General features: G+C 56.2%; 11 protein-coding genes. 4 read left to right on the top strand and 7 right to left on the bottom strand.

Annotation, left to right across the window (positions count from 1 at the left end; all coding sequences use genetic code 11):
* The first annotated feature begins 478 nt into the window (after nt 1-478).
* Entirely contained in the window at nt 479-1558 is a 1080-nt protein-coding gene (locus B0G75_RS13230; RefSeq protein WP_374956898.1) for a glycosyltransferase family 4 protein, read from the top strand.
* A 15-nt stretch (nt 1559-1573) separates the two neighbouring features.
* Here the strand turns inward: B0G75_RS13230 and B0G75_RS13225 are convergent, their stop codons facing one another.
* A complete protein-coding gene (locus tag B0G75_RS13225) occupies nt 1574-2695 on the bottom strand; it encodes a glycosyl hydrolase (protein WP_106305749.1) in 1122 nt (373 codons plus the stop codon).
* Nucleotides 2696-3218: 523 nt separating this feature from the next.
* Between B0G75_RS13225 and B0G75_RS13220 the strand changes: the two genes are divergently transcribed.
* From B0G75_RS13220 to B0G75_RS13210, 3 genes are all read left to right on the top strand, one after another.
* Nucleotides 3219-5594, top strand: coding sequence for a polysaccharide biosynthesis tyrosine autokinase (locus B0G75_RS13220; RefSeq protein ID WP_374956893.1), 2376 nt, complete (start codon nt 3219-3221; stop codon nt 5592-5594).
* Between the two features lie 159 nt (nt 5595-5753).
* The gene (gene rffA / locus B0G75_RS13215) at nt 5754-6926 is read left to right on the top strand and encodes a dTDP-4-amino-4,6-dideoxygalactose transaminase (RefSeq protein WP_106306842.1); all 1173 of its coding nucleotides are present in this window, start codon (nt 5754-5756) and stop codon (nt 6924-6926) included.
* Between the two features lie 123 nt (nt 6927-7049).
* On the top strand, nt 7050-8393 hold the full coding sequence (locus tag B0G75_RS13210; protein ID WP_106305746.1) for a hypothetical protein: 1344 nt from the start codon (nt 7050-7052) through the stop codon (nt 8391-8393).
* Here B0G75_RS13210 and B0G75_RS13205 read toward each other — a convergent pair.
* From B0G75_RS13205 to B0G75_RS13180, 6 genes are all read right to left on the bottom strand, one after another.
* The gene (locus B0G75_RS13205) at nt 8356-9222 is read right to left on the bottom strand and encodes a glycosyltransferase family 2 protein (protein ID WP_258194452.1); all 867 of its coding nucleotides are present in this window, start codon (nt 9220-9222) and stop codon (nt 8356-8358) included. The two genes, B0G75_RS13210 and B0G75_RS13205, sit on opposite strands and share 38 nt — an antisense overlap.
* Before the next feature lie 124 nt (nt 9223-9346).
* Complete coding sequence (locus tag B0G75_RS13200; RefSeq protein WP_106305740.1) at nt 9347-10501, bottom strand: NAD-dependent epimerase/dehydratase family protein; 1155 nt, start codon at nt 10499-10501, stop codon at nt 9347-9349.
* Nucleotides 10498-11028: an acyltransferase gene (locus B0G75_RS13195; protein WP_308705813.1), complete on the bottom strand. Its 531-nt coding sequence runs from the start codon at nt 11026-11028 to the stop codon at nt 10498-10500. The genes B0G75_RS13200 and B0G75_RS13195 overlap by 4 nt, the downstream gene beginning before the upstream one ends.
* Before the next feature lie 116 nt (nt 11029-11144).
* Nucleotides 11145-12101 (bottom strand): glycosyltransferase family 2 protein, encoded by a 957-nt coding sequence (locus B0G75_RS13190; protein ID WP_258194451.1) that lies wholly within the window; start codon nt 12099-12101, stop codon nt 11145-11147.
* Between the two features lie 54 nt (nt 12102-12155).
* Nucleotides 12156-13646 (bottom strand): lipopolysaccharide biosynthesis protein, encoded by a 1491-nt coding sequence (locus tag B0G75_RS13185; protein WP_106305731.1) that lies wholly within the window; start codon nt 13644-13646, stop codon nt 12156-12158.
* A 479-nt stretch (nt 13647-14125) separates the two neighbouring features.
* A partial coding sequence (locus B0G75_RS13180; protein ID WP_374956892.1) for a sugar phosphate nucleotidyltransferase occupies nt 14126-14415 on the bottom strand: 290 nt, incomplete at its 5' end.

Below are 14415 nucleotides of genomic sequence, written 5' to 3'. Positions count from 1 at the left end.
GATAACGTGGACGCTCGTCCCGCTCGCGTCGGGCGCGCCACACTCTTCAAGCAATAGCAAAGGACTTTTCCAAATCCGCCTCACGATTTCGGACCTCATCACGCGTGTTACACGAGCGATGAGGTCCGCAGACGCGGCGAGACCGATTAACAGACGTCCGGAACTTGACATGCGAGATCAGCAAGGATGTGCGTTTGTTCGGCCCGATGCCCGGTACAACGTACGCTGGTCCTGTGCGAAGACTATCGTTGTTTCACTCGTTTTCACGCAATTCGACGCGTCATTACAAGCGTGCACCGGCAATCGGACCCCTATCTTCTTCCATGTTCCATAGCTTGGACTTCAGGAGAAAAACAAAAGGCCGCGTGGAAGCCTGCGTTTCACCCAATATTTTTTTTTGGCTCCTGCTCTGAGCCACTGATAAAAAATGTCTTGATACCAAGGACGGAATATGTCTTCACGTGCACTGGAAAATGCGATCGACACACCGACTGGACCGGAAAATTTTGTCTACAACGGGAGATTTACGGGTCAGAAGGCCACTGGTGTCCAACGCGTTGCGCGAGAGCTGATTGTTGCCATGACGCAACTTCCGCAGATCAATAATGTAACTGTCGCCGTCCCACCCGGCGACAAGACATTGCCCGTTGACGGCGCGCAGACAGTGAAGATCGGTTTCGGCAAAGGATTGTTCTGGGAGCAAATCGTGCTCCCCCTATTTGCCGGACGGCGCAAAATCGTCAACCTCAGTAACTCGGGGTCGATATTCCGCCCTCGTCAGGTCATCTTCATGCATGACGCGGCCGTGTTCGACACGCCCGCGCATTTTTCGTGGCGCTTCCGTGCATGGTATCGCGTCATGTTCTGGATTCTTGCGCGAACGTCGAGTTGCATCTTGACCAATTCCGACTTTTCCCGCCAACGGCTAGCCCATCATTGCGGCGTGCCATCCTCGCGAATCGGCGTCGTTCCGCTCGGTGCCGATCATCTTGACGCCATGGAACCTGATGAAAGCGTGCTGGGCGAACATGCCCTAAAGTCGAATCAGTTCGTGCTCGCTGTTAGCAGTCTCAATCCGACCAAAAACTTCGCCCGAATTGTGGAAGCATTTCGGCAAGTCAGTGATTCCTCGCTCGATCTTGTCATCGTTGGCATGAAGAACCCGATCTTCGGCAAGATCGACGATATCTCCAACGTTGCCCCCAACATCAAGTATGTCGGTTATGTTAGCGACAGCAAATTGAAGGCACTCTATCAACATGCCCGATGCTTCGTGTATCCATCAATCTACGAAGGGTTTGGGATCCCTCCCCTCGAAGCGATGAAAAACGGCTGCCCTACCCTCGTGGCAAGTGCGGCCGCATTGCCCGAAGTCTGCGGGGCCGCATCGCTCTATTGCGACCCATACTCTTCCGACGACATCGCCGACAAGCTGAAGTCTTTGCTTTATTCCAGCGAGCTCAGAGCGGACCTTCAGCACCGCGGCCATCTTCACGCGAGCAGGTACAGCTGGCAAACGAGTGCACAAATCCTGCTAAATGCGTTGGAGAAACTTTGATCCTGCGAGGCGCACTCAAGGCATTGGGTGAGCCTCGATAAAATTTTTCACCTGTTCAAAACGCCGTTTCGGCCTTATGCCATCACCGTAGATCAATCCATATTTTTCATCCGGCTGATCGTAAAGTTGGTACAACGTGACATTTTGTATGCCATATTTTTTTGCGTCAGCAACGAAACCGGCAAGTCCATCCTGTCCAACCAGGTATGCACCTGGGTCGCCGTCCGAGTAGTCCGGTCGCACACCGAATTCCGTAATCCAGATTGGCTTCTGATATTGCGTGCTTAAATGCGTCAACACATGTTTCAGAATATCGGGTTTCGGCAACCACGACGACCGGTTTGGACTCATTTCAGAGTACCAGTGCCACGCGGTGACATCCCACTTCACTACTTTTGTACTGTCCCGCGCACCGTCCGGTTCAGTACCGTCTCTCAGCATGTCAGAGAAACCATAATGTAGCCAGCTTAACGAGCCGAGCAATATCTTTGCGGACGGCTGGACCTCCTTGATGCCGTCTATCATGCCCCGAATCGCGCCACGCGCCTTCTGGTACTTGGCGTTGTCGTAATGGGACGGATAGTCGCCGCTAGCACCATTGAAGATCACGTCGTTGTCGAATTCGTTACCCACCTGATAGTACGAAACCAGGCCTTTCAACGCCGTAGCTGCGTCAACCCCAAGTTTGTGGCCTTGAACGTAAGCCGTTGATTCGTTCAAATTGGCCTGCACGTCCGGCGTGATGATCAACGGCAGTACGCCGACGCATTGTGCCGCTGCTACCCGAGCAAGTTGCGCGACCTGTTGTGCCGCGGCTTTGTCCCCGACGTCCTGTGCGTATAGGGTCATGCCAAGATCGCGCAACTGAGAAATCTGCATCTGGAAGCTGCGCGCCGTATAGATACCGCCCTGCTGGACATGACCCACCACTCCGTAGAAGACGCCTGTGTGCCCCCTTGCGCAGGGAATCTGAGGCACCGCCGCGACCGGAGCATTGAAGTGCCTATCCGCGGAAAGTGCACTTTGCAGAATAATGTCCGACCATTTGGTTTCTCTCAGATGAACAAGAGTGGCAATCATGAGACTGATTGCCATTCCACAAAAGACAATGGCAATTGCGATCGATCGTTTCCACATCTGACTGGAGCCTCGTTGTCGTGACCAATATCCGTGCGGTCCGCGTTCGCCCGGTCGAATCCAACAAGCTAATTCAATCGCAGGTAGCAATCAGGCCATCGGGACCGAGAGTCGCGGCACTGAATACCGCGCGGTTAGTGCAGAAGCCCGGTAAATATGACGCGGCATTAACGTCGATCTTGCCACAGCGCCATTAGCAGCAAAAAAATCATGCGCTCTTACCGGCCATCCGCGTACTTTAGCTGAACCAGCGCAGCGCAACGTGCGCTAAACCACAGACTGAGAAGTGGTAAAGGCGGTATTCATATCACACTCGCCCAGAGTCGCGTCGATGGACGCGGCTGCGACGAATCGGGATTGGTGGAACAGGGAACAACATCGAATCCGAGCCAGTGATTCGTCGAATCAATGTCAACCCACGTATCAGTTTCTGCCCTAGGGAAATCCTGGGGTCGGTGTCCAATGATCGACGCGACGAAGCTTGTCGCACCATCGAGAAGCTTGTTACCCCCGAACCTTGGAGATGGCGCCTTTGAACACCCATATTCTTAACTCCGGATCGTCTCGTGCAGGCAACGACGAGGGTAACTTTTCGTTGCGCGACATGCTTCACCTGTTGCGAGACCATATTTGGACACTCCTGGCATTCGTCGCGATAGCGACGACGCTTGCTACTGCGTACGCGTTCTTTTCGGCGCCGACGTACTCTGCCGACGTCGTCGTGCGTGTCGACCCGCCCACCCCGCCCGATCAAAATGCGCTCGGTATATCCCGGCAGGACGGCACGGCGCAGCAGCAACCAGGCACGCAAGCGACCGCGGCGGAAATCTCCCTCATGCAAAGCCGCTCCGTGCTTGATCCGGTGATTCGCCAATTCCAGTTCGATGTCGAGGTCGTGCCGCATGCTTTCCCTATACTTGGACGTTTCGCGGAGCAATTGGCCTATCCCGGCCGTCCCTCGAAGCCGTGGTTCGGACTCAGCTCGTTCGCCTGGGGCGGCGAACGGCTTGTGATTCCGTCGCTCAACGTGCCCGCATTTCTCGAGGAAAAACCTCTCGAACTGATTGCTCTCGACAACGGGCGGTACGAACTTCGCGCGCCCAATGGAGATCTCCTGCTGCGCGGCGAGACTGGGAAGCCTGCGACCAGCCTCGATGGGCTTTCCATCACGGTTAAGGAACTCATCGCCAGACCCGGTACCCAGTTCACGGTCACCCATCGCAATACGCTCGATGCCATCGATGCGCTGCGACGTCAACTCAAGATCGCTGAAGTGACCAAAGACACGGGAATCGTGCAGATCTCCTTCGCCTCGAAAGATCGAGGGCTGACCGCCGATGTCGCTAATGCGGTTGCTCAGCAGTACATTGCATCGGCGGTTTCAAGTCGCCAGCTTAACGACACCAAAACGCTCGAATTCATCCAGGGCGAGTTACCCCGGCTAAAGCGCGATCTCACGAACGCGGAACAGGCGCTGAGCGACTACCAATCGTCGACCGAAACAATGCGCCCGACGACCGAAGCGCAATCCTATCTGCAGGGAAGCATCGAGCTCCAACAGCGCACGTCGGCCTTGCAACTGCAGCGCACGCAAGCGGCGTCGATCTTCACGCCCAACAGCCAGCAGATCAAGACGATCGACGCGCAACTCGCCCAACTTGCCGATGCAAAACGTGCATTCGACTCGCGCTTCGTGAGCATGCCGACTTCCGAACGGCGCAACGCTGAACTCACCCGCGATGCGAAGGTGGCAGAAACGATCTATCTGGGTATGGTTAGCAAAGCCGAGGAGCTTTCCGTGCGCCGTGCAAGCGCGAGCGGTGGCGCACACATTGTCGATGAAGCGATGCAGCCGTATCGGCCGATTAAGCCGAACCGGCCGTTGGTGATTTTCGCGGGTGGTGGGCTCGGCTTTTTCATCGGCGCGTTCTTCATTGTGCTGAGACGCTATGCAACGACCGGCGTCACCGACCCGCTCTTCGTCGAACGCCGGTTGGATGTGCCGGTACTCGGCGAAGTACTGTTCAGCCGGCAACAGGCTCAACTGGAGAACGAAACGTCGGTGCAGCCCTCGCGGGCATCGCTATTCGGGCGTGATGACGGCATGCCCGGCTTGCCCGATCCTCATTCGCTGGCGTTGGATCCCCTCGATGCACAGTCGTCGTCCCCTAATTTCGCCACTGGGTTAGTACGCGAGGCGGCGGCACGGATTCTCGCCTGCCGGCTACCTCATGAGCCGTCAGTCGAAGCGCTTCGCGAGGTACGCACGCAGGTGTGTCGCGATCGTCTGAACAAGAAGAACAACATTGTGATGCTGACGGGTCCGAGCCCGTCCACCGGCAAGAGCTTTGTAGCGGCGAATCTTTCCATACTTCTCACGGAAGTCGGGTTGCGCATCCTGCTCATCGATGCTGACATGCGCCGAGGGAATCTCGCCTCCTTCTTCAAACAATCGAATCGCGGTGGCCTGTCTGAGGTTCTCCAAGGCAAGCTCGCCAGCGCGGACGCCGTTCGGTCCGTCGGCGTTCGCGGCCTCTCCTTTATCTCGTGCGGCGCCTATCCGGCCAACCCGTCAGAGTTGTTGATGATGCACGACTTCAAGCAGGTCGTTGATCAATTGAGCGAGCGGTTCGATCTTGTCCTGGTCGACTCTCCGCCGTTCCTGGTGGTAACCGACGCCGCAATCATGGCACCCCACGCGGGAGCAACAGTTCTGGTGCTGCGCTCCGGCATGCAAAGCGAAGACGAGATCTCCGAGACAGTCAAGAAGCTGAGGCGCGCCGGAGGGCGACTGCTGGGATCGGTCTTCAACGCGATCCCCAAGCGGGCCAGCAACTGGAGAAGCTATGAGCAGGCTGCGCAGTACACGCGCACGGTCAACGAGACAGACGAAGTGTGACACCACACAGGTGTATAGCAAGGGCGCTCGCGCAGCTTGCTCCTTGAAACACCTGGCGAGTTTGCCGGAAAGCGGGGTCTCGTAGCCATATGGTTTCGAGATCTGACTATGTGTCGCAGCGAGAACCATCAATTCTCGATCATGTGGGGTGAACTATTCATGAGCCGATCTACGCCGCAAATTGGGATCGAGGTTAACGAGAACCGCATCCCCTTCAACACACCCGCCATGACGGGTAACGAATTGCAGTACATCGCGGAAGCTCATTTCAACAAAAAGCTTGCTGGCGACGGCTCCTTCACGGGACGTTGCAACAAATGGCTCCAGGAACGAAGCGGTTCCAACAAGGCATTGCTGACTCACTCCTGCACGGCAGCGCTTGAAATGGCCGTGCTATTGCTGGACATCCAGCCCGGCGACGAGATCATCATGCCTTCGTATACGTTCGTCTCGACGGCGAATGCATTCGTCCTACGGGGTGGCGTGCCTGTTTTCGTGGACGTCCGTGAGGACACCATGAACCTTGACGAGCGGTTGATCGAAGCAGCGATCACGCCACGAACCCGCGCGATCGTCCCGGTACATTACGCCGGGGTGGCTTGCGAAATGGACACGATCGTATCGATCGCCCAACGCCATGGGCTCAAAGTCGTGGAAGATGCGGCGCAGGGCGTCATGGCCACCTACAAGGGCCGCGGCCTGGGTTCGATCGGGGACCTCGGCGCATACAGTTTCCACGAAACAAAAAATATCATTTCCGGCGAGGGCGGCGCCCTGCTGGTCAACGATCCTTCCCTCACGAGGCGCGCGGAAATTATCCGCGAGAAAGGCACCGACCGCAGTCGCTTCCTGCGCGGAGAAGTCGACAAATATACCTGGCAGGAAGTCGGCTCCTCGTTCTTGCCGAGCGAGCTGATTGCGGCTTATCTTTGGGCTCAGTTGGAAGGTGCCGAAAAGATTACGCAAGAACGCCTCGCGAGCTGGGAGCGATATCACGCGCTTCTTGAGCCGTTCGAACGCAAAGGCGCGCTTCGCCGCCCTGGCATACCGGCAGAATGCCAGCACAACGGACACATGTACTATGTGCTGGTTGAAGATGAGGACGTGCGCCAGCGCATACTCGACGAATACAGAAGACAGCAAATAGGCTCGGTGTTCCACTATGTACCGCTTCACTCATCTCCCGGTGGGAAACGGTACGGCAAAGTTTGCGGCTCGCTGGACGTTACCATCAACCAATCAAGACGGCTGATCCGACTCCCGCTCTGGGCCGGTTTGACGGAAACGCAACAGATGCGTGTAGTCGACATATTTAACGCACTTCTGAATTAGGACCGGCCGGCTCCAAAACACGAACATGAAGTAACATCCGGGCGCTGAAGAAAGGTCTTCGTCAGCGGTCCGGATGTCATTCATTTACACTTCCTGTATCGGTTCGCGTTCCTCAGGAATTCCATGAAACAGAGCATTTCCTCGCACGCCGATCTGTACTATTTCGTCTGGGTATTTGCCATGCCCGTGACGTCTGTATTGCTTATGCCTTCGATCCAGGGCACGACGCTCGGCTACATCATGTGTTTCTTCTCGTTGCCGCTGGCATTGGCGTGCGCCGGCGCGTCGCGCGCCCGCTATATCAACTTCCTGATCGTTGCGGTGTCGGTGTGGGCAGTCTTCTTCCTGGCGTCGCAGCTCGCCGACACCGCAGCGCCATACGAGCCTGATTTTACAAAAGTTCTGCTCATCGACGACAGTGATGTGTTGACCTTCATCCTTAGAAAAAGCTTGTTCACACAGACGATCTATCTTGCCGCTGTCGTGCTCTATGCATCGTATGTCTATATTTTCTACAAACCATCGTGGCAGCAATGGCTGCTTGCCTCGGCGGCGATTTTCGCTGTGTACGGCATCTATGAAGTGATCTACTTCATCATCACAGGTCAGCCTGGTGACTTCATTTCCAACCGTTCTTTCGGCGCAGAATTTCGAAATGGTGACGGGAACGCGGAGGACGGCTCGCTGAACGGGAGTTCCTTCCAATGGCTCGACATCCACGGTTTCCATATGCAACGGCTGAAAAGCCTGACCGGTGAACCGTCGATGTACGCTTTGTCGATGTTTCCCTTCTGGGTTTATTTCAACGCAACGTCAAAGCGACGCCTACCGGTGTGGATCATCGGCGCGTCACTCATCATGAGTACTTCGTCGACGGCTTTTATCGGCTATGTCGTTTATCTGCTCATTCGCATAAGAAAGATTGGCTTCCATCCGATCAAGGCCATGGCCGGTGCGTTGATGCTTTTTGTGGTGGCGTATCTGGCAAGGGACTACATTGCTGATCTATTTCAACAGATGATCCTCGACAAAATGGACGGGCACAACGTATCTGGCGTGGAGAGATCCGGCTTCTTCCGTGCTTCTATGGACATGTGGGCCGGTGGCTCACTAGCCAACCAGGTGTTTGGGATTGGCTTCGGCTATATACGGTCGACCGATCTCTTTTCGACTCTGCTTGTCAACACCGGGATCGCGGGGCTCCTCCTTGTAAGCATGCTGATTCTGTATCCGGCTTTCAAACTCGATTGGTCGGCAGAGGGGATGGCATTGCGCCAGTGTTGCGTCACGACCTGGGTGATGATGATGATCTCCGTCCCGGAATTCTCATATCTCGCGCCGTGGACTTTCATCGCTATCGCTTATGCCCGGCTTCGTGTCATAAAAATGGCAGCACGCCGGAGTAACGACGCGCTGCCTGCCAGTTCAGTCAATGATCGGCGATTGACAGTGCGAAGCCGGCTCTAAGACCTTTGAACACGCTCGACCTGGCCGCCGGCGAGAACTTCACGCATTTGACCGTCAACGTGACGACGGCATAGGCAATCGCAATCGCACGGTGTGCCGGAGCCAGATGTTTGCGGCTGAAATAGACGCGGTTACGTGCCGTGTAGAACAGGCTGAAAGGACTTTCATTGCCACCGGTGGATACCGCCACTTTGTGACCAACGCACGATGTCGGCACATACAGCAGGCCGATATCCGCGTCCTTCATACGCCAGACGAAGTCGCTGTCGTCGTAATAGACGAAGTATTTTTCATCCATCATTCCGACCGTCTGGAAGATGCTTTTGTGCAGCAACATAAAGCAGGTCGGTGCGTATTCTGTAAACATTTCCTGGTCGAACTGCCCGCAATCTTCCTTCCGATCGCCCACGTGCGGCGTGGTGGCGGTAAGCGGCGAGAACCGTCCCCCCGCGCACCATATCTGGTTAGTGCCGTAGTAGGTGATCTTGGGCACGGCTGCCAACGCGCCCGCCTCCTCGGTGTGCCGTGCCAATCCGGCAATCACGTCGGGATCCGGAAAATCGGTGTCGTTGTTGGCGAGCAGAACATAATCACATCCGTCCGCGAGCGCCATCTCGATGCCCTGATTGTTGCCGCGGGCCACGCCGACGTTGTCGTTATTGAACACGATTTCAGCCTGGAGATCATGGAGAGCCGCGAGCTCGCGCGATATCGCACATCCCGTATCCTTTTCGCTGTTGTCGATCACGTACAACTTGAAATTCGCATCGCGCTGAGCGGCGAGACTGCTGAAAAAATCAGGAAGCACGGAATCGGAGCGATACAGCACGGTGACAATCCCGATCAGCGGCGAACCATATCTCGTTGACATATCCGCTCCTCAAAGTAAGTTGCGGAGGCGGCCGTCACGGCTGCCTCCGACATGGCGTGAGAGTACCTTCCGTCGGCCCGTATCAGGCCGCGCGTTCACAGCCCTTGTACAACCCCTTCTCCCGCATTTCGGCAATGCTTTTCTCGTAGGTATCGGCCATTACCTGCTGCCGATCGACCCATCGGGCAAATCGCGCGATGCCTTCACTAAACGACACCTTGGGTTCGAATCCGAGCAAATCTCTTGCCTTGGTCAAATCGGCATAGACATGGCGGACATCGCCCAAGCGGAATGCCCCCGTTACCGTGACGCTGACATCGCTGGAATACACCTCGCACAGTGTCTTGGCGACATCGATGACGGAGGTGCGCACACCCGAGCCGATGCCGAACACGTTGTCCGCGGCGTTGGCGTTCGTGAGCGCTGCGTAGGTCGCATCCACCACGTCATCAATGTAGACGAAGTCGCGGCTTTCCAGTCCATCCTCGAAGATATTGATTGGATTGCCGTTTTTGATGCGGGTCGAAAAGATCGAGAGAATTCCTGTATAAGGATTGGATAACGATTGCCCCGGCCCATAGACATTCTGATAACGCAACGCCGACGCATCGATGCCGATCGAACGGCAGGTCGTCATCACCATCTGTTCCTGGGTCTGCTTGGTAATGCCATAAAGCGACGTCGGATGGATTTTCGATTCCTCGTCGGTCGGCAAGCATTCCATCGCGTCGCCGCTCACCGGGCAGACATGCTCGAACTGGCCTGCGAGCATGTCTTTTTCCTTTCGAGGACCGGGATAGAGAATTCCCGCGGCCGGCGAACGGTATTTGCCTTCACCGTAAATCGCGCGCGACGAAGCGACAACCACGTTGCGCACCGAATTGCGGTTGTTTTTCACAAGTATGTCGAGAATCAACGCTGTGCCATGTACGTTCACATCGACATAACGGTCAACCTCGTACATGGACTGGCCCGTGCCCGTCTCGGCCGCAAGATGAACGATCGCGTCCTGCCCTTGCATGACGCGTTCGAGGACCGCGCGATCGGTCACCGACCCCTTTACGAAGTGCACGCTTTCCGGCAACGACGCGAAGGTTGCGGACGTAACACTGGGATCATCCCCGTGAATCTGCGGGGAGAGGTTATCGAGCACGGTGGTTTCCACATTGTTAGCGCAGAGCTTGCGTGCAAGACTCGAGCCGATAAAGCCGGCGCCACCCGTAATCAGGACTTTCATCGCTTCTCCCTTTCCCAACATTTCGTTTCGAAGTTGTAGCGCTTCATGGTCTGCGCCGGATTTCCTGCGACCACACAATAGTCGGGGACGTCGCGAGTCACCACCGAATGCGCGCCCACCACAGCGTGACGGCCGATCTTAACGTTGGGCAGAATGACTGCGTTAAATCCGATGAATGCGCCCTGTCCGATCAGCACGTAATTGCCTCGCGTGCGAATGCGATCGCCAATGCGTGTCTCGTCGTTGACGTCCTCATACGGATGCTCGACGTCGACAATGGCAACGTTGCCGGTAATGGTTGCGTCGTCGCCAATCTCGATCGAGCCACCGCAAACGATGTGCACGTTCTGTTCGATGTTGACCCGGCTTCCGATCGTGAGCCGCGGCGGCGCAGCCGCGTCCATCACGACTAGTTCGATCCGCGCGCCTGGCCGAATCAGCACGCGCTCGCCGAGCGACGCGTGATGGACGTTGACGAGCAGCATGGGACGAAAGATCGTCGTTTTCGCGCCGACCGACTCGAACACGTGTGCGTACCAGAGGCGCGTCTTGAGTCGGTACCAGGCTAAAAACGCCCGATTGCATAGATCGAGCAACCTGACTTTCTTAGTGGCAGACCGCTCATTTCCCTGCACAGTCGTACTCATGCGTTGACCCGTTGTCGCCCGGCCATCTGCTTGAGCTTCGCGTAGACAGTGCGTAAGGTACGAGGCCAGCGGCGCATGGTGTACAAAACCATCTGTTTCGAACCGATTCGCGCCGCACGCCAGCTCGACTCAATGCAGTCCTCGAAGTTATCCGCGTGCCCATGCTCCAGATAGAAGATGGCCGAGGTCAGATAGAACTTTGCGCGCCCGTGGTTGACAGCGTCGCTCGCCATGCCGAGATCAGCCGCGATCTGGCAGGTCTGGATCACGTCATTCAGGCATTCCCTATGGCGCGCGGGATTGTTGATACGCACGGAAGTCAAACCCGTCCGGTTGACACGGTAAAGACCCAACTCTTCGTCCAGGTAGCAACCTGACGAACCCATTAGGACCTGTGTCAAATGGGCCACATCGGGCACGGACTTTAGACCCATGTCGACGGGGTGTCGGCGGCGCAAGTGCGCCCGATACATTTCCGAGCTGTGAAAAAAGAATGGACCGCTCTTAATGAGGTATTCCGCGTCAAACGTTGCCGGCTTCTTTTCCGGCAGCGGAAACGCCACGGGCTCCAACGTGTCTTGATCGACTGTGCGCATCTTGTGTACAACGAGACCGCATTCCGGGTGAGCCCTTAAGAAATCGAGCTGACGCTGCAGTTTGCCAGGAGACATGACGTCGTCGCCGTCAATGTTGGCGATGTATTCACCTCTCGCGAGAGCAACCGTATCCGCGAAGTTACCTGAAAAGCCAACGTTCTTTTCATGCGCGATTACCTTGATCACATCCGGATAGCGCAGTCGAAACGATTCGATGACTTCGAGCGAATCGTCGGGTGAGTTATCGTCACCCACGATCACCTCGAACGGGACATCGATCTTCTGGTCAAGCACGCTTTGCAGGCACGGACCGACGTATTCGCCTTGCCGATAACAAAGCACGATGACCGACAACACAGGTGCGGTTTGCTCGTGGACCGGATGCTGAAGAGTTGTATCCATGCTGTTTTCTCAATTGAGGACCAGTCGTCCCGCAAGGTGGCGAGCCTTGCGTTGAACAATTGGCGAAGCCGCGACAGTCAGTGCGAGCATGGCAAGCCAGGCGCCCGACAGAACAAAGAACAGACCCATGCGCGAGCATGTCGTCAAATCCGCGCGACTCACCAAGAGTCCGACGGGTATGATCGCGGCAACACGCACCGCCACTCCGCAATACCAACTAGCGTTGATTCCAGCGATAAACTTTCGATGTACGATCGCAACCCAGCCTAGCAGGAGCAGAAGATTCATTCCGAGCCACGCGTAGGCCGCGCCGACCGCACCGAAGTGAGTTCCGCCATACAGGACCGCTGGCGCAAAGAGAATGAGAAAGCCGATATTGCCTTTCAGATGCAGTGACAAATCTCCCTTTGCGTATTGCACGAAGAACGCAAGCGAGGCGAGAGCCGAACACGCATTTCCGACCGCGTAGCATTGCATCGTTCGCAATGCGTCTGGCGTCACCGGCGCGCTCGCGGACCACAACCGAAGCACGGCTTCCGGCGCAAATGCGAATACCGCGGCGACTGGGATCACCGCCAATGACGTCACCTCCGTGGCCAGCGCGTACATCTCACGAATTCGCTCGCCGCCACCGAAGCTCTCGGTAGTCAATCGGGGAATGAAGGCTTGCTGAATCGGGTTGGCCAGCAACATGATGCCGCTCGCGAGCAGCGTTGCCATGCTGAACACAGCAAAATCGGCCAACGGCAGGACCTTCGAAAGTACGACCTTGTCGATTTGCGCGGTGCAGGCCCAGATCAGAGCCGACAAGGCAATCGAGAGCGACAGCTTTGCGCGCGACGACAGAACCGCCCACGAAAAACGCATGGACACGAACGGTATATCGATCGTGCGGCCCAGCAGCATCCGCATCGCAATCGCCTCGCCGACAATCGCCAGAAGTTGCCAGACAAAGAAGAATTCGACGCGAGGCCAGACCATGATGATCGGCACGACAAGCACATTACGTATTATGGCGAAGGTAATACCAATGACATTGAGTGCGACCTGGCTATCGATGCCGATCACCCCGCCGCGATACAGCGCGCACAGCCAACGCGCGATGGCCGTCAACATCATCAGCACGAACGCAGTGCGGATCTCACTCGGCGGCAAGGTGGACGCGTTCAACCACCGCTCGGCGAAATAAGGTGCCGCGAAGATCGACAGGACGAACAGGATGGTGCTAGTGCCGAGAATCAGCTTTTCCAGTGATTCCAGCAGCAGTGCCACTTCAGCTTTCGAACCGGTTCCGGCACGCAGGCTGCCTAGCTCGCGACACAACGTGGGAGAGAGTCCGAAGTCGAGAACGAGTACCCATGCGAGAAGCACGGCGTTAATGGCAATCAGCCCATACGCCTCCACTCCAAGATGACGAACGTAGATCGGCACCATGACGATACCGAGCGATACGGTCACCATCTGGCCAACGAAATTTGCGAGCAGGCTTCGTCTCAACATCGCGGTCTGCCAGTAAATTGGGTGAGAACTTCAGGTTCCCTTAAGGGCGCCGCGAACATCGAATTGAATTCCGCACTGGCATCAATTCGTCGCGAACTTGTCTTAGGGCGAGCGCGTGATTTGTCAAGCGATCGAAAGATTCCACCATCATTCCGACCGGCCGTTGGCGAAATGACGATTCAGATTGACCGCATACGTATCGGCGATTCGTAAGTGCCTGTGAAACTCAACGTATTGTTAAGCCACTTGATGCAGTCTGCGGCTATATCGCGAATGTCGGAGAAACCCTCATGATTCGTGCGCAGACCGCGCGGGCGAATGCTTGACGGCGACTTGCAAGCGACAAACTCCGCCGCAGTCCATGCGTTGAAGCGTACCTGTTCAGTTTCAAATTAAATGTGCGGCGGCGCACGTTCAACGCCCTGCATATGGGTTACCGCAAGGAGATATTGAGCCGCTTCACTTCGCTTTAATACGGGTTAGCGAGTTGGCCATGCCACCCGATCCTTCGGAAGGTTGAGCAGATACTGACCGTAGGCATTCTTAGCGAGCGGCTTTGCGAGTTGAAGCAATTGTTCCTCGTCGATCCAATGTCGGCGGAATGCAATTTCCTCCGGGCAAGCCACCACCAGACCCTGACGCTTCTGCAACGTCTCAATGAAAGTGGCCGCCTGGATCAGCGAGTCATGCGTGCCGGTATCGAGCCACGCGTAACCACGGCCCATGATTTCCACTTCGAGCGCGGCGTTGGCGAGATAACGCGAGTTGA

This window comes from Paraburkholderia sp. BL18I3N2, assembly GCF_003001875.1.
Classification (GTDB): domain Bacteria; phylum Pseudomonadota; class Gammaproteobacteria; order Burkholderiales; family Burkholderiaceae; genus Paraburkholderia; species Paraburkholderia phytofirmans.
Note: the sequence above shows the minus strand (reverse complement) of the source record. Positions and strands in the feature narration are given on the sequence as shown.